This is a genomic window from Phycisphaerae bacterium, from assembly GCA_017999985.1.
Lineage (GTDB): Bacteria > Planctomycetota > Phycisphaerae > UBA1845 > Fen-1342 > JAGNKU01.
On sequence record JAGNKU010000011.1, the window covers coordinates 40,184 to 59,857 of the forward strand.

Annotated in this window: 18 protein-coding genes; 5 read left to right on the forward strand and 13 right to left on the reverse strand. The window is 67.2% G+C overall.

Annotated elements, in window-relative coordinates; translation table 11 throughout:
- Positions 1-245: 245 nt before the first annotated feature.
- Positions 246-533: a transcriptional regulator gene (locus KA383_14810; protein ID MBP7747386.1), complete on the forward strand. Its 288-nt coding sequence runs from the start codon at positions 246-248 to the stop codon at positions 531-533.
- A gap of 199 nt (positions 534-732) precedes the next feature.
- Here KA383_14810 and KA383_14815 read toward each other — a convergent pair whose 3' ends face one another.
- The 7 genes from KA383_14815 to KA383_14845 all read right to left on the reverse strand — a co-directional run bounded on the left by KA383_14815 (position 733) and on the right by KA383_14845 (position 7,252).
- Entirely contained in the window at positions 733-2,157 is a 1,425-nt protein-coding gene (locus KA383_14815; protein ID MBP7747387.1) for a hypothetical protein, read from the reverse strand.
- Positions 2,154-2,663 carry a hypothetical protein gene (locus tag KA383_14820; protein ID MBP7747388.1) on the reverse strand — a complete coding sequence of 170 codons (510 nt, stop codon included), beginning with the start codon at positions 2,661-2,663 and terminating at the stop codon, positions 2,154-2,156. The genes KA383_14815 and KA383_14820 overlap by 4 nt, the downstream gene beginning before the upstream one ends.
- Before the next feature lie 32 nt (positions 2,664-2,695).
- Positions 2,696-3,175 carry a sigma-70 family RNA polymerase sigma factor gene (locus tag KA383_14825; protein ID MBP7747389.1) on the reverse strand — a complete coding sequence of 160 codons (480 nt, stop codon included), beginning with the start codon at positions 3,173-3,175 and terminating at the stop codon, positions 2,696-2,698.
- 93 nt (positions 3,176-3,268) lie between these two features.
- Positions 3,269-3,712, reverse strand: a complete 444-nt coding sequence (locus KA383_14830) for a hypothetical protein (GenBank protein ID MBP7747390.1) — start codon at positions 3,710-3,712, stop codon at positions 3,269-3,271.
- A gap of 164 nt (positions 3,713-3,876) precedes the next feature.
- Complete coding sequence (locus KA383_14835; GenBank protein ID MBP7747391.1) at positions 3,877-5,052, reverse strand: ADP-ribosylglycohydrolase family protein; 1,176 nt, start codon at positions 5,050-5,052, stop codon at positions 3,877-3,879.
- A 110-nt stretch (positions 5,053-5,162) separates the two neighbouring features.
- Positions 5,163-6,122 carry an aldo/keto reductase family protein gene (locus KA383_14840; protein MBP7747392.1) on the reverse strand — a complete coding sequence of 320 codons (960 nt, stop codon included), beginning with the start codon at positions 6,120-6,122 and terminating at the stop codon, positions 5,163-5,165.
- A gap of 116 nt (positions 6,123-6,238) precedes the next feature.
- On the reverse strand, positions 6,239-7,252 hold the full coding sequence (locus KA383_14845) for an N-acetylmuramoyl-L-alanine amidase (GenBank protein MBP7747393.1): 1,014 nt from the start codon (positions 7,250-7,252) through the stop codon (positions 6,239-6,241).
- Between the two features lie 161 nt (positions 7,253-7,413).
- Here KA383_14845 and KA383_14850 point away from each other — a divergent pair, with 161 nt between their 5' ends.
- Positions 7,414-8,874: a VCBS repeat-containing protein gene (locus tag KA383_14850; GenBank protein MBP7747394.1), complete on the forward strand. Its 1,461-nt coding sequence runs from the start codon at positions 7,414-7,416 to the stop codon at positions 8,872-8,874.
- 128 nt (positions 8,875-9,002) lie between these two features.
- A complete protein-coding gene (locus KA383_14855; GenBank protein MBP7747395.1) occupies positions 9,003-9,785 on the forward strand; it encodes an alpha/beta fold hydrolase in 783 nt (260 codons plus the stop codon).
- Positions 9,786-9,901: 116 nt separating this feature from the next.
- Here KA383_14855 and KA383_14860 read toward each other — a convergent pair whose 3' ends face one another.
- The 3 genes from KA383_14860 to KA383_14870 form a co-directional block, all read right to left on the reverse strand.
- On the reverse strand, positions 9,902-10,651 hold the full coding sequence (locus KA383_14860) for a PEP-CTERM sorting domain-containing protein (GenBank protein ID MBP7747396.1): 750 nt from the start codon (positions 10,649-10,651) through the stop codon (positions 9,902-9,904).
- A gap of 715 nt (positions 10,652-11,366) precedes the next feature.
- Entirely contained in the window at positions 11,367-12,452 is a 1,086-nt protein-coding gene (locus KA383_14865; protein ID MBP7747397.1) for an inositol-3-phosphate synthase, read from the reverse strand.
- A 222-nt stretch (positions 12,453-12,674) separates the two neighbouring features.
- Complete coding sequence (locus KA383_14870; GenBank protein ID MBP7747398.1) at positions 12,675-13,865, reverse strand: aminotransferase class V-fold PLP-dependent enzyme; 1,191 nt, start codon at positions 13,863-13,865, stop codon at positions 12,675-12,677.
- Between the two features lie 368 nt (positions 13,866-14,233).
- Between KA383_14870 and KA383_14875 the strand changes: the two genes are divergently transcribed.
- Entirely contained in the window at positions 14,234-14,731 is a 498-nt protein-coding gene (locus tag KA383_14875) for a GNAT family N-acetyltransferase (protein ID MBP7747399.1), read from the forward strand.
- Positions 14,728-15,618, forward strand: coding sequence for a DUF3473 domain-containing protein (locus KA383_14880; GenBank protein MBP7747400.1), 891 nt, complete (start codon positions 14,728-14,730; stop codon positions 15,616-15,618). Before KA383_14875 ends, KA383_14880 begins: the two co-directional genes overlap by 4 nt.
- Before the next feature lie 46 nt (positions 15,619-15,664).
- Here the strand turns inward: KA383_14880 and KA383_14885 are convergent, their stop codons facing one another.
- The 3 genes from KA383_14885 to KA383_14895 all read right to left on the reverse strand — a co-directional run bounded on the left by KA383_14885 (position 15,665) and on the right by KA383_14895 (position 19,660).
- A complete protein-coding gene (locus KA383_14885) occupies positions 15,665-17,137 on the reverse strand; it encodes a sulfatase (GenBank protein MBP7747401.1) in 1,473 nt (490 codons plus the stop codon).
- Between the two features lie 112 nt (positions 17,138-17,249).
- A complete protein-coding gene (locus KA383_14890) occupies positions 17,250-18,479 on the reverse strand; it encodes a glycosyltransferase family 4 protein (GenBank protein ID MBP7747402.1) in 1,230 nt (409 codons plus the stop codon).
- Positions 18,476-19,660, reverse strand: coding sequence for a glycosyltransferase family 4 protein (locus KA383_14895; GenBank protein ID MBP7747403.1), 1,185 nt, complete (start codon positions 19,658-19,660; stop codon positions 18,476-18,478). The genes KA383_14890 and KA383_14895 overlap by 4 nt, the downstream gene beginning before the upstream one ends.
- Positions 19,661-19,674: the final 14 nt, after the last annotated feature.

Genomic DNA, 19,674 nt, shown 5'->3' on the forward strand with positions numbered 1-19,674 from the left:
CCGACGAGCCGGGCGAAGCCGGGGCAAACCGGACGGCACCGACCGCTCATAAAAAATGCTCTCACAGCCCGGACGGGCCGGCTGGCGCCCTCCAGCCCGGTGGTCTGCTGCGCCTACAGCGCATCGTGCATCGGGCCACTCAGCACGCGGGGTATAATTCAACGCTCTTGGACGCGGACGAGACGGAATCGTCCCACCGGCTGAATTCGACCCACGGCCCGGTGATCTCCTGAGGAGGAAGAAGCATGAACGAGGCCGAATTCCAGAAGCGTTTGGCCGAGCTGGTTTCCGAGATCGACGCGCTGCCGGAGGGCGAGCGCGACCGGCTCCGCAAGCTGGCGGATGAGACGAAGGACCGTCACGAGCAGATCAAGAAGAGCGTCAGCAGCCTGCAGGAAAGCATCGATTTCCTGCGCCTCGGCATCAAGTACATGCTGTTTGACCTGGAAGCAACCCGCCGCGAGAACGGCTACCTGCGCAAGATGCTCGAGCAGGACCCCAACGGCGGAAACAACAACGGCGAAACCCAGTAACTCGGACCCCCAAGCCAGCACGCGACCCGCCGACCGATCCTCCGCGGGTCCCGTGCATTAGACCCACACCGGCCTCCCTTCGAAGGGTGGCGACCCTTCCGATGCTGCCGCGAGCCCGGCGACCGCCAACGCCGGGCTCGCGGCGCTTATGCACTCAGTGTTGCTTTGCGGGAATTGGCGCTTCCGAGGCGCCACACGTCTACTGACTAGCTGGCTGGCTCATGGGCGCGGAGTCCTTGTCCTGCAGGAATTCTGTCACAACTTCCTGCGGCCACGTCGTGCTGATGATCCGGCGCTCTACCTGCCGCGCGTCAAAATCCAGTTTCAGCAACGCGATCTCGGCACGCTGCTTCTCACCCTTCGGCCCGGGCACGACCGCGCAGCACAGTTCGTTGTTGCTCCGCCATGCGGGCACTGTGCGGAGCTGATCGACTTCCCCTTCGCCCAGCACCGCCCAGATATCCCCGGTTGCGACCGTGAAGATCGCGATGCGACCGTCGCCGCCCGGCACCGCGACATGCCGCTGATCGGGGCTAAGCTCGAACAGCATCAAGGCATCAGGCAGCGTGTCATCCGCCGCGCGCGCCGTCAGCCGCGTGACGCCCGGCTGGCGACCGGGGTCCACGGCGAACAAGCCGGCCCGCTGCGGCATGTCCGCCGACACACAGGGCATGTGCACTTCGAGCGTGGCGAACAGGACGCGGCCATCGCGCAGGCAGCGCACCCGCACCCAGTTCTGAAACACGATGCCAGCCAGTTCTTCCGGGTCCGGCAGCTCTGCCAGCGGCGTCCCACCGGCCCCGCAAACTTGCCGGCGGGCTACGACGCCCAACCGCAGGTTCTTGTCATCGTCGTCACCGGGCGTATTCGTGGCCGCGTACACGATGTAGCGGCTGTCCGCTGACCAATCCGGATACGCCGCCGCGTGGTCCGCAACGAGCTGTGGCGTCCCGCCGTCGAGCGCCACAACAAACAGCGCCGGCGGCTGGCTCCCGCTCGCGGCAGCGCTGCGATACGCTACCAGCTTCCCGCTCGGTGATACGCACAGATCCTCGTAGGCATTGATCGAGCGCACGATCACGCGCGCCGGTCCGGATGTCCCGGCGTCGTTCAGCCGGACAAGCTCCAGCATGTTGGCGTTCGCACTCATCCCCTTCAGCTCGTCCCACTTCTCACCCAGCTTCTCCGCCAAGCCATCGCCGAGCTTGTCACGCACGTAGATGAGCAACGCCGGCGTCTCGCCGTCACTCAGCCCGTGGATCGACTCCGGCTCAAAGCCGTCCCAGCCGCCCTGATGCGTCATCAACTCCTCTCTCAGCCGCGGGCCACGCGTTTCGATCGTTTTGCGCTGCTCCGGCGTAAGCAGCGGCTCGAGCGCCTCCCACGTCTTCACGAGTTCCGTCCGCGACCACACGAGTTGTTTCGAGTCGGGCAACCACGCCACCGAACGCACGCTCTCGGCCACGCGCGCCGAGAGTCTGCCGGACTCGTCGCAGAGATACAGACCGTCCGTCGGCCTCACGGTCGCCCAACGTCCATCGGGCGACCAGGTGACGCGTTTCTCAGGCAGACAGCCACAGACGCCGCCCAACAATACAACTGCCAATACAACCAACCGTTTCATGACTCGCCTCCCGGTCTCGGTACAGAGACCGCTGAATTCCAGATTAAACGCGCCGCATTGGCTGGCTTCGCCTGGCGCGCATGTTCGATCAGACGTTCGGTCGACCAGAATCCACCCGCCAACGCCACCGGCCGCGTCTCCGGCACAACCGCCACCTGCGGTTGCACACGCCCCGGCAGGCCGCCCCCGCCACGCCACAAGCCGGCACCAATACCCAAACCTAGCACCAACGCCGCCGCCAAGCCCGCGACGTTGCGTACGATCCGCAAACGCCGGCGCGCCTCCTCGAGCTTGTGCAGCCGCAACGCAGGGAATGGCGGCAGCGCCCCGCCGCCCCCCGAACGTAGCACCGCACGGGCCGCCGCGGCCGCCGCATCAAACTCGCGCGCCCGCGACGCGGCGGCAGCGTCATGCGCCAGATACGCCGTCAACAGGTCCGCCGCGTCCGGCGTCAGGCCACCCAAGGCCCGATCCATCAGCAGTCGTTCCAGTGTTTCCGTGTCCATCGCTGTTGCCTCACATCGCGCGGGCAGCCGCCTCATACATCCGCGTCCAGCACGGCGACGCGCAAGCGCCGCAGCGCGTGGTGCAGCCGCGACCGCACCGTGCCGATTGGAATCTGCAGGACATCGGCGATCTCTTCGTACGACAACTCGTCGCGCAAACGCAATTCCAGCGTCTCTCGAAACATGTCGGGCAGCTCCGCGATCGCGCGCCGCACGTGCTCGAGCCGCGCGTCGACGGGCTGCCCGCGCGTTGCCACATCCGCCGGCAACCGTTGCATCGGTCGGCGGCGGCGTTGCGCGGTCAGCGCCACGTTGCGGGCAATCGCGAAGAGCCAGGCACGCGGCGAAACCGCCTCCGCGAGCCATTCCATCCGCCGACTCGCCTGCAAAAACGTCTCCTGCAGCAGGTCCTCCGCGGCATGATGATCGCCGAAGCGCCGGCGCAGGTACGCGAGCAACCCCGGCCCCACGTCACGGTAGAGAGCTTCCAAGCGTGTGAGGGCGTCGTCCACGAATCGCGCGCTCCACCCTTCACGTCGCGCGCCGCTGACGGAAAGTTCGCGCGCGGCCGAAAATCTGCGGCGCCGACCGCGTGCGCCCCGGAACTAGCGCGCGCCCGGCGCGTGCGCCCGTTGGCGCGCACTCCACAGCCCCACCAGCGTGAGCGCGAGCAGCACGGAACTGGCTGCGGTGCATAAGCCGCTGATCAAGTCACCCGGGAAGTTCGGCAGGTCCGTCCCGCACGGCAGCACCGCCGGATCGTACAGCACGGCACCACGAATGCACCCGTCGGCGTCGCCGCAGATCGTCATGCAGTTCGTATCCAGCGTGCCAACCACGCGCACCGCGTCGCCAAAGTTGAAATCGCCCGCATCCGGGATGACGTACTGGCCGCCAGCGCCTTCGAACAGCACGCACCCCATGCCCGCCACCAGCACGCCGCATTCATCAATCTCCTGCATGGTGCTGTTGGGGTCGTCCGCGGTGGTCTGCGCGCCGGCCGCATGAGCGAGGCACAAGAGCGCTGCAATCAGCCCGAAGCGTCTCATGGGATTCTCCTATCGCACAGATTCTACACGCGGAGCGCGGCGCGGGCGGCACTTTCACCTGAACTCCTCCCCCGCTCAGGGGAAGCACAGGGAGGGGGTACGATGCCGATCGCCTCAACCCTCCCCCTGCCCCGCCTTGGGAGGGATGGGTGCGTTGGGCGCACTCAGACCGCTTTCACCGGCGGACCGGCCCATTGCTCCAGCGGGGCCGGCTTCGGCGGCTGCACCGGGATGCGGAACTCCGTCGGCGAGACCTTGCCGCCGGCCCGACGGATGATCTGCTCCGTCACCCGGCGGCACGTCGCGCGGAGTTCGCCGTAGCTGTAGCGCGTGTGCGCGAACTTGCGGTCGCCCAACTGCGGCAGCCCGGCGTGCGCCTCGGCTGGAATGCCGGCCAGGCCGTGCATGCAACCCCACACACCGGCGGCCGACGACGGATTGCAGTCCGAATCCTGCCCGCAGCGCGTCGCGATCTCGCACACCCGCCAGAAATCGTCGCCGCCGTACAGCAGCCCCATCACAATGTAAGCGCCATTGAGATGCGCATTGATGTTGAACGCCTTGCCGGGCACGCAATCGCGATCGTCGTTGTACTTCGCCTCGATCTTCCGCCAAGTAGCCCGCCAGTCGTGCGGAGTCTCGCGCCACCACGTCAGCACGTCGCGAATGCAGCCCGCGTAGCGGCTCTCGGCGGGAATGCACGCCAGCCCCGCCTCGATCACCTTCACGACGTCGCGGTTCTCGAAGTACGCGGCACAATACATGCCCTGCATGAACAGGCCACCGTACCAGCCGTCGCCATAGTTCATCATGTGCCCGAACACGTCGCCGAGCCGGTTGGCTTCCTGCGGCAGGCCGGGGCACACAATGCCGATGAGATCCGCCTCGATCTGGTAGTCGATGTCATTCGCGTGCGGGTTATGATCGGGATGCCCGCTCGCCGGCGGCTGAATCCCGCGACGGACATTCTCGCGACCGGCCTCGTTCGCGTGCCAGAGCGGATACTGCGTGGCGGCGAACGCGGCACCGGCATCCGCACACGTCACGTCCAGCCCGTGATCCTCCAGGCAGGCCAGCCACGTCATCTCGACGTACAAATCGTCCTGCTCCAGCGCGGCGACGATATACTCCGGCTGCCAAGCCCGGTACTCGCCCTCATCGATCTTCCCCACCGAGCGAAACTCGTACGGCCCGCCGTAGCAGACGCCGACCATCTGCCCGACCCACGCCCCCTCCAACTTGTCCGTGTAGACACTCACCGGCAACGAGCGCGTGGCAGCACAACCAGCGCAGAACACGAGCCCGACGACTCCCGCACACGCGCGGACCTTTCGTAGCATGGCGTTATCCCTGCATCAGCCCCGTCGTGCAGCGCCCACACGCCGCCCGGCGGACGCCGCATGGTATCCGAAACACGGCCTGCACGCGGCGCCCTCAGCGCCCGCGGCGCTTACTGCCACTCGCGCGCCGGGAAGATCTCATCCATGGCGGCGAATTCCGACTTTGCCAGCTCGATCCCCACGGCCTGGCAGTTCTCGTCAACCTGTTCCACCCGCGTCGCACCGATGATCACGCTCGTGACAGCATCCCGCTGGAGCAGCCACGCCAGCGCGAGCTGCGCCAGCGAGACGCCCACCCGCGCCGCAATCGGCCGCAGGCGATCCACCCGGTCCGCCAGGTCGCGGTCGACCGACTTCAGAAACATGCTCATCTCGCGGCTGGCGGCCCGGCTGTCGCGCGGGACCTTGCCGCCGGAGTACTTGCCGGTCAGCACGCCCTGCTTCAGCGGGCTCCAGACGACCATCCCCAGGCCGAGTTCGCTGCAAGCCGCCTGCACGCCGTTGGTCTCCACCCGTCGGGCGGCAAGGCTGTATTCGGGCTGGTTCGACACCGGCGGCGCTGCGTGCATCTGTGCCGCGATCTCACACGCCCGGCGAATCGCGTCCGCCGGCCATTCACTGACACCCCAATACAGCATCTTGCCCTGCCGGATCAGGTCGTCCATGGCCCGCACGACCTCATCCAGCTCGACGTCGGGATCGAAGCGATGGCACTGATAGAGGTCAACGTAGTCGGTCTGCAGCCGCGTCAGCGAAGCGTGCAGGCTCTCGCAGATGTGCTTCCGCGACAGGCCCCGGTCGTTGACGCCCTCGCTCATCGGGAAGAAACACTTGGTCGCGATCACGAGATCGCGCCGCGGAAGGTCGCGCAGCTCGCGCCCTAGAACCTGTTCCGCGGCGCCGCGATGATAGACGTCCGCCGTGTCGAAGAAATTGACACCCAGCTCGAACGCACGGCGGATGCACTGCCGGGCCGCATCGTCCGCGACGCCAAAACCGTACGTCAGCCAGCTTCCCAGCCCGATCTCTGACAGCTTGACTCCGGCCCGACCAAGTCTGCGATAACGCATCTGGACACCTTCCTCTCGGAAAGCCGGCCTCTCCTCTCGGCGATCTGCTTCTGGCGGACTGACCTTCGGTCGGTCAGCCCAACCCGGTTCTCATCGGTGCGCGCCGCCGGCTATGCTCAACGCAACAGGCGCCGCGTGCCGGTGAGCAGGCGCTCCCAGTCGAACGCCGGCCCGGGGTCCACTTTGCCGCTCGTAACGTGCAGATGGCCCAGCAGCCCGCTGAACGCGGCCATCTCTTCTGCCGTCAGCTCCGACGTGCGCAGGCGGCCGTTCGCGTCCCGCGGATAGTCCGGCTTGATCCGCGGCAGCACGCGGCACAGCGTCGCCGTCAGCTTGATCAGCGACTCGTACTGCGCATCGGTAAAATCATACTGATACAGCCAACCGCCGTTCACTTCGCCGACCTGGACCGCGTTCCGCGCCGGACGGGCGACGAAGTCCGGCGTGCGGATGCCACTTACCGTCATCGACTCGGGCAACGTCACGTGCACGCCCCCCAGCGCATCCCGCGCGTACCACTTGTCCAGCGTGCGCATGTCCCCATAGGCTCCGATGTTCGCGATCTCGATGCCCACGCTGCGATCATTCGCTGTGCCGGCGTGCCAGGCCCGCTCCTTCACATCGAGCGTCTGGTAGATCGTGCCGTCGAGATCGAGCATGAAATGCACGCTGAGCCCGCGCAGATCATGCAGCACCTCGAAGCAGCGCCGCGACGTGCCGCACGCGTCGTAGTGCAGCACGAACTGGTCCACGTGCTGCTGCAACAGCGGCAGGCTCCAGCCCTCCGTCCGCACGCGCTCGGCGACGTCGTCGGGCAGGTGGCGCCGGAACGTGCCGTAGCGAATCGGAGACTCGCTGACCGGCCGGCTGGGCTTTTCGCGCTCCGGCGTGAACTTGCACTCGGCGCGGTATGCGTCGTAGCCGCCGGGGTCCATCCAGAGCACCACCGGCGCCCCCGTGTGCACAAGCTGGCCGCAGACGACGATCTCATCACCCAGCCGCGGAACCGGCGTCCCCGGCCGACCATAGGGGCTCGGCGTCACGCAGCCGATCAACAGCAGAAAGACCACGCTCAGGCAGACCGCCGGGCACAACGCACGCCCGCGGAGAACACGAATCGGCTCGGACATTCCACGCGCCTCCTGTGTCGTCCAGCCGGAAGATCGTAACCGCCGGCCGCCGGGCTCGCCACGCACAATGCGCGGATAGGGCTTCGTTTGGGCCGCGGCTTTCGCTATAATGCGGTCAGTTGGCCGGCGTGGCAGCGCCACGCGCTCTTGGAGGGCAGAACATGCGGCACCGGATCACGATCACACTCGTCATCGTCTCAGTCGCTTGGCTACCCAGTGCCACTCTGGCCCAGGAAACGCGGTTGGAGATCTCCGATGACGGGCAGGAAGTGGTGCTGCTACGTCCCGACCCGACGGACGGGACCGTCACCATGCGCGGCGACGACGTGTACTACGGCACCGCGCCCGACTGGCAGAATACCATTCGGCGGCAGGTCGGCGGATTGCAGGTCGCCGACGTGAACAACGACGGCTGGCCGGACGTCATCGTTGGCTGTTACATCTCGAACAGCTACCCGCCGTACACGGACTGGGAAAACCTGATCTACTACAACACCGGCGGCCAGCTCGAGGCCAACGCGTCCTGGGTCTCCACGGACGAAGTCTCCACCGGCGACGTCCAGGTGGGCGACATCAACGGCGACGGCTACCCCGACATCTTCTCGGCCAACGGCGGCTCTTCGATGTCGCCGTCCGTGATCTACTGGGGCAGCGCGACAGGTCCCAGCACGTCACCCGGCTGGAGCAGCCAGGAACCCGGTGCCGCGTGGAACAACTACGCAATCCTGTTTGATTTCGACCACGACAACGACCTTGACGTCTTCACAGCCAACCAGGGCAACAACCCGAGCGACCCGTACCGCCCGATGTACGGCTTCATCAACAACAACGGCACCCTGCCGACGGTGCCCGGCTGGCAGTCCGCCGAGACGTCGATTCAGAATTTCCTCGCCTTCGCGGACTACAACGGTGATGGCTGGGAAGATCTGGCCGTCTCGAAATGGGCGAATTTCCAGAGCGGCATCTACAAGAACCTGAACGGCGTGCTGCAGACGACGCCCGGCTGGACCACGGGCAACACCGACACCGACAAAGGCGTGGCCTGGGCCGACGTGGACAAGAACGGCTGGCCGGACCTGGCCCTCGGACACAGCCCGACGCTGCTCTACGGCAACACGGCCGGCAGCCTGACGCCGGTGTGGAATTCGACGGCGGCGTACTTCGGCCACAGCGACCTGCGCTTCTGCGACGTCAATCGCGACGGCGACCCCGACCTGGCCGAGGTGCATTTCTCCAACGGCATGACGAACATCTACCTGAACCGCAACGGCGCGTTGGATAGCGCCCCCACGTGGTCGTACGACGCCAGCCCCGTCGGCACCGCCCTCGCGTTCGGCGACATCAACGGCGACCGCTGGCCTGATCTGGTCATCGGCTATTCCGGCCAGCCCTGTGTGGTCGTGTTCTACGCGCAGCCGCCAATCACGCTCGGCGACCTGAACTGCGACGGCGTAGTGAACTTCGGCGACATCAACCCGTTCGTTCTGGCGCTCGCCAACCCGGAGACATACGCCACGCTGTACCCGGACTGTAATATCCTGAACGCCGATATCAACGGCGACGGGGTTGTCAGCTTCCGCGACATCAACCCGTTCGTCGCGCTACTGACGAGCGCGCCGTAGCAAGCCAGGGTGTCACGGGCGTGGGTGGTGTGGGCCTCCCGCCCGTGGATGTGGCATGGGCGTCCCGCCGCTCATCCACCTGGGTGGTACGGGCGTCTGGCCCGTCCGGCCGCGAGCATCACAGCGCCATGCAGTTTGTGATCGGTGATGGTGTTCTGCACTGCCAAGTCCTCGGCGATGGCCCGCCGATTCTGTTCATCCACGGCTTTCCACTGTCGCACGAAATGTGGCTGCCCGTGGCGGACCAACTGCGCGACCGCTGGCGGTGCATCCTGCCCGACCTCCGCGGTCACGGCCGCAGTGCCGTCTCGCCGGAAGTAACCATCACGCAGTTTGCGGACGACCTGGCAGCGTTATTGGATGCCATCAGCGAGACTCGACCGGTCGTGCCCGTCGGCCTCTCCATGGGCGGGGTCATCGCGCTGGAGTTCTTCCGGCAACAGCGCGCCCGCCTGCGTGCCCTCGTGCTCGCGAATTGCCGAGCGAACGCTGAGACCCCGGAAGGCATCGCGCGCCGCGCGGCGCTGGCACAGTCCGTGCTCCGCGACGGCAGCCAGGTCGCGGCCGACGCCATGATCGGCGATCTTTTCGCCCCTGCAGCCCCGGCCGGATTGCGCTCCGAGTGGCGCGCCCGCATCGCCCGTACGCCACCGGCGGGAGTCGCGGCCGCCAGCCGCGCCCTCGCCGGCCGCCGCGAGTCGTTCAGTACGTTGCCGCAGATCGACTGCCCGACACTCGTCATCGCGGGCGCCGCCGACACGATCACCCCACCGGACGGCATGCAGGCCATGCACGCCATGATTCCAGGCTCCCGTTACGTCGTCATCCCGGGTGCGGGACACTTGACGCCCATCGAGCAGCCCGCCACCTTCGCCACCGCCCTGCGCGAATTCGTATCTGAACTGCCGTAGCGTTCGGGCGGCACGGTCTGGCGCAACCAAGCCGTGGATCAGCGCTCCGCTCGATGAAGCTATGCTCCCATTGAGCCCCAGCTCGCTGACGGAGCCCCTGCGTACGCCGAGCTGAATCACCGCCGCCGAATCACAAGCCCCGCCAGCACCAGCAACATCAGGCTCGTCGGCTCGGGCACGAAGCGCCAGAAGACGCCCCCCGAAACTTCGGGCGCCTCCCCGCTCGCGTACGAGATCTCCGTGATGAGGATCTCATACTTGATCATCGCGGGCAGGTCATACACGCTACCGAGCAACGTGACCCCCGAATAATAGGGCCCGTCGGTCTGGTGATCGAACAGCATGTGCGCGTCATCGCCGCTGTTCACGATGCCATACGCGCGCGTACACGCCAGGGTCTGCGGGTTGTTGTGCCATTCCGGATAACTTGGCGGCGTCGCGGCCCCGTCCCATCGCTTGCGAAAGCCACCGTTGAGCACATACCAGCACGTCGCAATATCCGCGGCCGGCTCGGACTGGCCGACTTCGCGGATCGTGATCTGCAAGCCGTTGATTTTGCTGGACTTGGGCTCGCCCCGGAACTGGAGCCAGACGTAGCCGAAGTCTCCGTCCACCAACCTGATCGGGTCTGCGGTCGTGCCGGACGGCGCGTCCACCGGCGGATAGCTGTGGCACGCGTAATAGTAAAAATCGTACGCATTGATGTCCTCACCGCTCGGCAGCACGGTGCTGAGTGTCGGCGTGAAGGCAAGAGTCGGATCGGTGAGCCCGTGACCGGCCTGTGCGGGGGTCACAAAGATTCGCACGTCCGCCAGGGCGAAAGTCGCCAGCGACAGACTGCCCGCGATGATCAGAGCAGTTCTCATGGCGGCGATCCTCCAAGCCCCCAGCGTGCAGATGGAACTGCGCACAACACCCGGGCCCTGCGACGCGCGAGACGCATCTCTAACCAGAAGTATGCCTCAGAATGCGGCCAATGCAACCGCGCGCGTGGCGCAGCGACCGGCGGACGCCCCCCTGTCGCTGAAGGTGCCTACAAAAATGCGACGGACCGCACAGCCGATCGGGCGGTGGTCCGTCGCGTGGTCGGAGCCAACCTCCGCTGTTGCCGGTGGAAGAGGTTTGCTTGAACCCTTGGTCAAGGTGGGTGGCCCGCGCTGCCCCGACCCAACGCTCAAGGCGCCTCCGTCGGGGGGAAGTCGTCATGGCCTCCCAGGGTTCAGCTTAACGGTTCGAGCAAACGGTTTCTTCCTTATCGCACAACGCAGGGGCTGATCCGTTGAGCCCTGTCACACACTAAGTATACCCAACAGATCGGCGATTCCGGCGCGCGAAATTCAACTTTCGCGCGGCCCCGCGGCGCGCACGGGCGCAACCGACATTCCGGGGCGGAGTTACCGCTGCCTCGCGCGCCGCAATCGCCACGACCCGGCACGGGCTGTTGGCCCCTTGGACAGTTGTCGGGTGAAGATGATCCGGCCACGCAGGTTTGAACGCATGGGCCAACCCGCGGCCCCCCCCGGCAAGCTCGGGCGCCCGCCGTGCTGGTCGCGAGGCCTACTACGCACCACCGGGCATGCCCTACTGCCCGGCGATCCACCGCTCCAGCGCCAGGCGCGCCTCGGAATCGCGGAACTGCTGCGGCGGGTGCTTCATCGTGAACGCCGAAATCTCCAGCAGCGGGCCACCGACGCCGCGGTCCAGGGCCAGCTTCGCGCAGCGGATGCAGTCAATCGCCATGCCCGCGCTGTTGGGCGAGTCCTCGACGCTCAGGCGCAGCTCGATATTCGCCGGCACGTCGCCGAAGCCGCGATACTCCAGCCGCATGAAACAGACCTTGTTGTCCCGCTGCCAGGGCACGAAGTCGGACGGCCCGATGTGGATGTTGGCGTCGGCCAGTGGCACGTCCAGTTGCGACTGGACGGACTCGGTCTTCGAGATGCGCTTCGAGCGCAGCCGCGACTGGTCCAGCATGTTCAGAAAATCGGTATTGCCGCCCGTGTTGAGCTGATACGTGCGGTCCAGCCGGACGCCGCGGTCACCCATCAGGCGGGCCAGCATGCGATGGACGATCGTGGCCCCGAACTGGCTCTTGATGTCGTCGCCGATCACCGGCAGGTTGCGCGCCCGGAACTGGGCCGCCCACTCCGGGTGCGAGGCAATGAACACGGGCTCGCAGTTCACCATCGCCACGCCCGCATCCAGGCACGCCTGCGCGTAGTGCCGGACCGCGTCCTCCGAGCCGACCGGCATGTAGCACACCAGCACCTGCGCCCCGGAATCGCGGAGCACCTCGGCCACGTCACACGGGGCCGCGTCGGCCGCCCTAAACGCCATGTCCTCCGGATACTCGCGCATGTGGTCGGCCACCCCGTCCAGCACCGGCCCCATCTGGACCCGCACGCCATACGATGGCAACTCACGCTGAAAGACCTTGGTGCAGTTGGGCGGCGCGAAGATTGCCTCCTCCAGTGGGCGGCCGACCTTCCGCCGGTCGATATCAAACGCGGCCACGACCTGGATATCGTTCAGCCGGTACCCGCCCAGCTCCGGATGCACCAGCCCCGCCGTCTCGGTGAGGTCCCGGGACTTGTAGTACTCGAGCCCTTGCAGGAGCGAACTCGCACAGTTTCCGACTCCGGCTATGGCAAGCCTGATCTGTGCCAAGGCACGCCTCCCTTCCTGAATGACGCTCGCGCGCAGCGGCATGTCTCTCTCACGAACGTACTATAAGGCCGCGCCACGGCCGATCGCCACCATGACGATACATATATGCGCCACGGCGGCGGCTTTGTCCACCGCGGCGCCCGGCGATTCCCGCGCGCCGGCGCGGGGTCCGGAGCCGGGCTGCCCGCGCCATTTCGGCAGGACACGCACGCCGACTGGGCGTTAGCCAAACGCCGCGGCCGGCGCGCTGGCGCCGGTGCGGTGCGCGATGGCAGCGAGCGCCGCCGCCGCCGCATCCACGTCCGCCGGCGTCAGCAGCGGCCCCAGCGAAAGCCGGGTCGTACCGCCGTCCGCGAGCGTACCGATGGTCCGGTGCGCCCACGGAGCACAATGCAGCCCACTGCGGGTCAGTATGCCGAAGTGCTCTTCCAGTGTGGCCGACAGCTCCACCGGGGCCAGCCCCGCCAGTCGCACGCTGAATACGCCCACCCGTTGCTCGACCGCCCGCGGCCCAAACCACCGCAGCCCTGGAATGCCATCCAGCCGCTCTGCCAGCCGGCGACTCAGCGCCAATTCATGCTCCCGCAACGCACTGAGGCCACGCCCTTCAATCCACCGCACGGCCGCCAACAGGCCCGCCAGACCGGGTGCGTTGTGGCTGCCCGCCTCGAACCGATCGGGCAACACGGCGGGCTGCACTGGCAGCTCGCTTTCCGACCCCGTCCCGCCTTCGCGGACAGTGCTCATCTGGTCCGCCACGCCCGCGCGGATCAGCAGCACGCCCGTCCCGAGCGGGCCGAGCAGGCCCTTGTGTCCGGGGCAGGCCAGGAGATCCAGCCCGAGGCGTTCGAAATCGATCGGCACGTGCCCAGCCGACTGGGCGGCATCCACCAGCAGCAGCACCCTCCGCGCCCGACACACGGCCGCGATGTCTTCGAGGGGCTGCAGTACGCCGGTGACGTTGCTGGCGTGATTGACGACGACGAGCCGGGTGTCGTCGTGTAGGGCGCTGGCCAACCGCGCGGGGTCGAGGCGGGTCGTGTCCGGATCGACCGCGACCGCCGTCCAGCGGACCCCAAGCTGTGTTTCGAGCGCGCTCAGCGGCCGCAGGACGGAATTGTGGTCCAGGCAGGTGGTGACCACGTGATCTCCCGGCCGGACGATGCCCCGCAGCGCGAGGTGCAGCGCATCCGTCCCATTGAGCGCGAAGATCACCTGATCGGCGGGTCGGGCGTGAAACAGTGTCCGGAGCGCCGTGCGGCAGTCGTCCAGCATTCGGCGGGACTCGAGCGCCTCGCGATAGGCTCCGCGCCCCGCGCTGGCGTGGACGCGCTCAAGGTAGTCCAGCACCGCCGCGGTCACCTCCGGCGGCTTCGGATAGCTGGTCGCCGCGTTGTCGAAGTACCGTCGCATAGTGCTCCCCTGACATCCGCTTGGGAGCCCATCCTACTACCGTCGGCCGGGTGCGAGTAGCCGCGCCAAGGCGGGCCACGCCGTTTCGTACCGTAGCCCGGCCGATACAACGGATTATAAGGAATCGTCGTGGCCGGCGCCGGCGTGGTGATCCCCCCCGCGCGCAACTATAATCGGGCGCGCTATGGCACAGCAGGTGGCGCGGCATGCCTGAGTTGCGCAGCCCACAATCCGATCCGTCTCACGCGCCGGCAGCACCGTGCGCGGCCTACACCGTGCGACGAATGCAGCCCGCGGAGGCCGAGGCCGTCGCAACTTACCACGCGGAGTGCATTCCGTACGGCGTGCTCCCCGAGTTGGGGCCTCGGGTGCTGGCCCGCGTCTATGCGGCCCTGAACGCAAGTGAGGACGCGTTTATTTTCGTCGGCGTGGACGCGCGCGGGTGCGTCGCCGGCTTCGTGTCCGGCGTGATCGACGTCCGACGGATGTATCGGCGCATCCTGCGCCGTCACTGGCTCGCCTTCGGCGTCGCCAGCCTGCGACACCTCTTCAGCATCCGGATGCTGCGGCGAATCCTGCACACGCTGCGTTATCCCGCCAGAGTCGAGGGCAAATACCCGCAGGCGGAGCTGCTGTCGATCGTCGTCGCGGCCGAAGCGCGCGGCAGCGGCCTCGCGACCGCCCTGCTGGACGCCCTCCGCGCGGAATTCCGCGCCCGCGGCGTCGCGCGCTTCAAGGTGATGGTCGGCGCGCACCTCGAACGCGCGAACGCCTACTACCGCAAGCATGGCTTCGTCCTGGCCGGCGAGATCACCAGCCACGGCCGCCCTTCCAACATCTACGTGGCGGACGTCGACGCGTCATGACCCGCGCAAGCGCAGACAGCCTCGACACACGTGTGCTCAACGCCGTCACGGTCGATGTCGAGGACTGGCCGCAATCCGTGATGGACCCGACGCTTCCACTGACCGATTGCTTCCGGGCCAACACGCGGAAGCTGCTGGCGGCGTTCGCCGCGCGGTCTGTCCGCGGCACGTTCTTCGTCCTGGGGCTGGCAGCCGACAAGGCCCCCGACCTGGTGCGCGAGATCCAGGCCGCCGGGCACGAGATCCAGAGCCACGGCTGGGGGCACGAGCTCGTTCATACCCAGACCCCGGCGCAGTTCCGGCAGTCGGTCGAACGGTCCAAGAAGTTGCTCGAAGACATCACCGGGGCCGCAGTGTATGGCTACCGCGCGCCGGCCTTCACGATCACCCGCCGGACGCTCTGGGCCCTCGACGTGCTCGTCGAGGCGGGCTACCGCTACGATTCATCCATCTTCCCCAAACAGATGCCACGCTACGGCATTGACGGCGCGCCGCGCTACCCGCACCAGCTCCACACGCCGGCGGGACACACGCTCTACGAATTCCCGGTCGCCGTCTACGAATTCGCCGGCCGTCGCGTCCCGGTCGGCGGCGGCGGCTACTTCCGCCTGTTCCCTTACTGGTTCCTGCGGCGCGGCGTCGTGCAGCTCAACGCCCGACGGCAACCGGCCACGATCTACATGCATCCGTACGAGTACGCGCCGCACGAACTGAGCCACTTGGGCTACCCGGTTTCGTGGAAACTCTGGCTGCACCAGCGGCCCGGGCGCCACCGCTTCCCGGGGCGCGTCGATCGGATGCTGCGGGAGTTTCGCTTCGGCGCTCTCGCGGATGTGATTGCCGCCACCCGCGACTGGCCGCAACACACGCACCGGCCGGAACCATAGGTGGCTCACAGCCCCGGTGCGGTCCGCCCCGCCCTCGCCATGGCCATCACGGCGCCGTCGTCGGCTGGCTCGTCGCCTCCTCCGTATCGCCATATTGCTTCTGCAGCCGCGCCAGCTCCGCCTTCAGCTCCTGCACGGTCGACGCGTAGGCCGGCTCGGCATAGACGTTATGCAGCTCGTGCGGGTCCTTCTCCAGATCGTAAAGCTCCCACGCATCCAGGCCGCCCAGGAAGTGAATGAGTTTGTGACGCCGGGTGCGCACGCCGTAATGCGGCAACACCTGGTGCTCGCCGTGGCCATTCTCGTAGTAGCGGTAGTACATCGACGTGCGCCAGTCCGCCGGCCGCTGCCCGCTCAGCAGCGGCTGGAACGAGACGCCCTGCATTTCCGCCGGCGGCTTGACCCCCGCGCAATCCAGAAACGTCGGCGCGAAGTCGATGTTCAGCACGAGGTCCTCGTTCACGCTTCCGGGCTTGATCGCCCGTGGATAGCGCACCAGCAGCGGCATCCGCAGCGCCTCCTCGTACATGAAGCGCTTGTCATACCAGCCATGGTCACCGAGGAAGAAGCCCTGGTCCGACGTGTAGATGACGATCGTATTCTCTGTGAGGTCGTTCTTGTCGAGATAGTCCAACAGCCGCCCGATGTTGTCGTCCACCGACGCCACGCAGCGCAGGTAGTCCTTGATATAGCGCTGATAGTACCAGCTCTTCCGCGCCGCCCTGGTGAGCCCGTCAGGCGGCGCGCCCTTGACGTCCTTCTCCTTCAAATGGCGTTCGATCGTCATCGCCTGCTGCCGGGCCGCGTCGCACCGCGTCGCGTAGTCGTCGTTGAATGTCACCGGCTCGGGAATGTCCACGCCCTCGTAAAGCCGCGCATGCTTCGCGTCCGGCTCCCACGGCCGGTGCGGCGCCTTGTGCTGGCACAGCAGCGCAAACGGCCGCTCCCGCCCGCGCCCCGCCAGCCACTGCACGCACTTGTCCGTCGTGATGTCCGTCGCGTAGCCGCTGTGCTTCTTTCGCCCTTCCGGCGAAATGAAATCCGGATCGTGGTAGATGCCCTGCCCCGGCAGAATGTCCCAGTAATCGAACCCCGTCGGATCGGTCTTCAGGTGCCATTTCCCGATCAGCGCCGTCTCGTACCCGGCCTGCTGCAGCAGTTTCGGAAACGTTGTCTGCCCACCGTCGAACTCCTGCCGATTATCGAGGATGCCATTGCGGTGGCTGTACTTGCCCGTCAGGATTGTCGCCCGGCTGGGCGCGCAAATCCCGTTCGTGCAGAAGCAGTTCGCGAACCGCATCCCCTCGCGCGCGATCCGGTCCATGTGCGGCGTCTGGTTGATGCGGCTGCCATAGCAGCTCAGCGCGTGCGCCGCATGATCATCTGTCATGATGTACAGGATGTTCGGCCGGCGACGCTCGGGCTGGTCCGCCCACGCCCACGCCGGCAGCGCCAGCGCCAGGCCGCCGGCACCCGCCGCCCGTAGCACGTCGCGTCGCGTCAGTTCCGTCTGGCTCATGATTCGACGCCCTCACAACGGCAGACCGTCCGGCTCAACGACGCGCCGTCAACGCCGTCTCCGCGCCCATCTTGCAGCCGCCGACGGTCCGCCGCAAGCTTGGCCGGCGCCGCTATCCGCGACTCCACACCCCGCCCGCACGAACCCGCCCGCGCTGCGTTGCCGCGTGCAGCCGCCGATATTCTTCGGCATACGCGCGCCACACACGCTCCTGGTCAAAATGCTGTACGACCCAATCCCGGCCACCCACCCCCAGCCGGCGCCGCAACTCGCCGTCCATCGCCAGCCGCTCGATGGCCGCCGCCAATCGCTCCGCATCGCCGACGGGGACCTGGATGCCGGTCTCGCCATCCACCAGCGCGTCGCGGCAACCGGTCGCATCCGTCGAGATCGCCGGCAGCCCCAGCGCCGCGGCCTCCAGCAGCACGCCCGGCAACCCCTCGCGATGACTCGGCAGCACTACCATGTCGAACGCGCCGTAGTACGGCACCGGGTCCGCCTGCCACGGGACGTGCCGCACCGCCGGACAGGTCGCCAGGAACTCGACGACTTCGGCCGGCGGCCGATCACGCTCCTCGTAGCCGCCCACCAGCAACAACATGAGCCCGGGGATGCGCGCCTGTAGCACGCGAAACGACGTTGCCAGTTCCACGATACCCTTGTCGCGGGTCATCCGCCCCAGGTAGCCCACCACGACCGCGTCCGCCGGGATGTCATGGCGTGCCCGAATCTCGCGGCCATGCCGCCGGTGCTCCGGCGTGAACCGCCGGCAGTTCACGCCGTTGCAGCTTCCGCGCCCGATGATGTGCATCCGCCCGCGTGCGCACACGCCGTCCCGCTCGGCCGCCGCGCACACCGATGGCGAAACCCCGATGGTGTGATGCGCCAGCCGGCACGGCAGCGCTGTCGAGAACCGCACGATGCGGGCTTCAAGCCCGCTGCGCCCCTCGTACGCCAGCCCGTGCACCAGATTGATCACGCACGGGACGCGCGCCAGCCGCCCGGCCAGCGTGCCGATGAGTGCGGCTTTCGGCGTGCCGACTTCAACCAGGTCAAACCGCGCGCGCCGCAAGAACCGGCACAAGCCCCACAGCGCTCGCAAATCCGCCCCCACCGTGATGGCACGGGTCAGGGGCAACGTGTGCAACTGCACGCCGCGCGCGCGGATCGCCGCATCCAGCTCGGACGGTGCGCACACAACCGTGATGTCAAACCCGTGCGACTGGAAATACTCGAGGCGTCCCGCATACAAAACCTGGATCGAGCTGCCGACCGTCGTCATCACGCACAGGCGCAGCGGCCTGTCCGTCAGGACCGGCGGGTTGGGTGCCTTCGCGGTCATCGCCGGTGTTTCCGCGCCTCCGCCAACAGGCCCAGCCGGTGGGCCACCATCTCGCGGACCACGTCGCGCGCGTCAAACAGCGCTTCGATCCGCCGTCGCCCGTTGCGGCCCATCGTCGCCCGCAGATCCGGATCGGTGATCAGCCGCTCCAGCGGTTCCAGCAGCGCCGTCGTGCTACGCGGCGCAACCAGAAACGCCGTTTCGCCATGCACGGCGGCGTCGCGACAGCCCATGATGTCGGTGCACACAACGGGGAGGCACATCGCCTGCGCTTCGAGCACCGCCTGGGGCAGGCCCTCGCGATAGCTGGGCAGGCAGAAGATGTCGATCGTCGCGAAGCACGGAAGCAGCACGTCCTGCCAACCGAGATTGCGGATCTGCGGGTGGCTGCTCAGCGTCGCCAGCGTTTCCGGCTGCGGCCGGTCTTTCTCTTCGTCGCGCGGCCCGACGACCAGCAGGATGAGGCCCGGGTGGCGCCGGGCCAGCAACACGAAGGCGCCCACCAGCTCATTCACACCCTTGTCGCCAGTCAGCCGCCCGAACAGGCCGATCACGACGGACTCGGCGGGGATGTTCAGTTGCTGCCGCAATGCGGGGCGACAATGTGCCCAGCGGGCCGCGTCAAACTCGCTCAGGTCCACGCCGCACGGGCTGCCATGGCGGATCACCGCCGACTTGGCGCGCGGCACGATCCCGCTTCGCACCACGACTTCCAGGTTTTCCAACGAGTTCATGACTACGTGCGTGTTGAGGAAACAGAGCAATTTCTCGAACCAGATCCAGATCTTGCGCCGCCAGCCCTGCTGCCCCTCGTAATACAGGCCCCACATGAGGTAGATGCGCACCGGCACGCGTGCCGCGCGCGCCGCCAGCGTCCCCAGTAGCGCCGCCTTGGGCGTGCTGTACTGTACCAGGTCAAACCGCTCGCGCCGCAACACACAGAACAGCCGCCACACGGCCCGCAAATCCCGCAGCGGATTGGTCGTGCGCGTGAAGTCCATCGGATGAAACCGAACCCCGGGCGGCAGCGGGGCAACGTCCCCGGCCCGCCCGGCGCACATCACGGTCACGTCGATCCCCGCCTCCGCCAGTGCCGCGAGCGGCTGGCGATAGAACGCGCGAATCGTCAGCGGCACCGTGGCCAGAATCGCCATGCGCGGTCGGTCAGACGTGTCACCCATATTCGCTTCCGTGC

What these genes read in the sequence shown, in the direction of transcription:
- KA383_14870 (MBP7747398.1), bottom strand. Translation starts at nt 13,865, where the DNA reads ATGCGACGGTACTTCGACAACGCGGCGACCAGCTATCCGAAGCCGCCG.
- KA383_14880 (MBP7747400.1), top strand. Translation starts at nt 14,728, where the DNA reads ATGACCCGCGCAAGCGCAGACAGCCTCGACACACGTGTGCTCAACGCC.
- KA383_14860 (MBP7747396.1), bottom strand. Translation starts at nt 10,651, where the DNA reads ATGAGAACTGCTCTGATCATCGCGGGCAGTCTGTCGCTGGCGACTTTC.
- KA383_14845 (MBP7747393.1), bottom strand. Translation starts at nt 7,252, where the DNA reads ATGTCCGAGCCGATTCGTGTTCTCCGCGGGCGTGCGTTGTGCCCGGCG.
- KA383_14850 (MBP7747394.1), top strand. Translation starts at nt 7,414, where the DNA reads ATGCGGCACCGGATCACGATCACACTCGTCATCGTCTCAGTCGCTTGG.
- KA383_14835 (MBP7747391.1), bottom strand. Translation starts at nt 5,052, where the DNA reads ATGCTACGAAAGGTCCGCGCGTGTGCGGGAGTCGTCGGGCTCGTGTTC.
- KA383_14815 (MBP7747387.1), bottom strand. Translation starts at nt 2,157, where the DNA reads ATGAAACGGTTGGTTGTATTGGCAGTTGTATTGTTGGGCGGCGTCTGT.
- KA383_14885 (MBP7747401.1), bottom strand. Translation starts at nt 17,137, where the DNA reads ATGAGCCAGACGGAACTGACGCGACGCGACGTGCTACGGGCGGCGGGT.
- KA383_14810 (MBP7747386.1), top strand. Translation starts at nt 246, where the DNA reads ATGAACGAGGCCGAATTCCAGAAGCGTTTGGCCGAGCTGGTTTCCGAG.
- KA383_14840 (MBP7747392.1), bottom strand. Translation starts at nt 6,122, where the DNA reads ATGCGTTATCGCAGACTTGGTCGGGCCGGAGTCAAGCTGTCAGAGATC.
- KA383_14890 (MBP7747402.1), bottom strand. Translation starts at nt 18,479, where the DNA reads ATGACCGCGAAGGCACCCAACCCGCCGGTCCTGACGGACAGGCCGCTG.
- KA383_14820 (MBP7747388.1), bottom strand. Translation starts at nt 2,663, where the DNA reads ATGGACACGGAAACACTGGAACGACTGCTGATGGATCGGGCCTTGGGT.
- KA383_14895 (MBP7747403.1), bottom strand. Translation starts at nt 19,660, where the DNA reads ATGGGTGACACGTCTGACCGACCGCGCATGGCGATTCTGGCCACGGTG.
- KA383_14855 (MBP7747395.1), top strand. Translation starts at nt 9,003, where the DNA reads ATGCAGTTTGTGATCGGTGATGGTGTTCTGCACTGCCAAGTCCTCGGC.
- KA383_14830 (MBP7747390.1), bottom strand. Translation starts at nt 3,712, where the DNA reads ATGAGACGCTTCGGGCTGATTGCAGCGCTCTTGTGCCTCGCTCATGCG.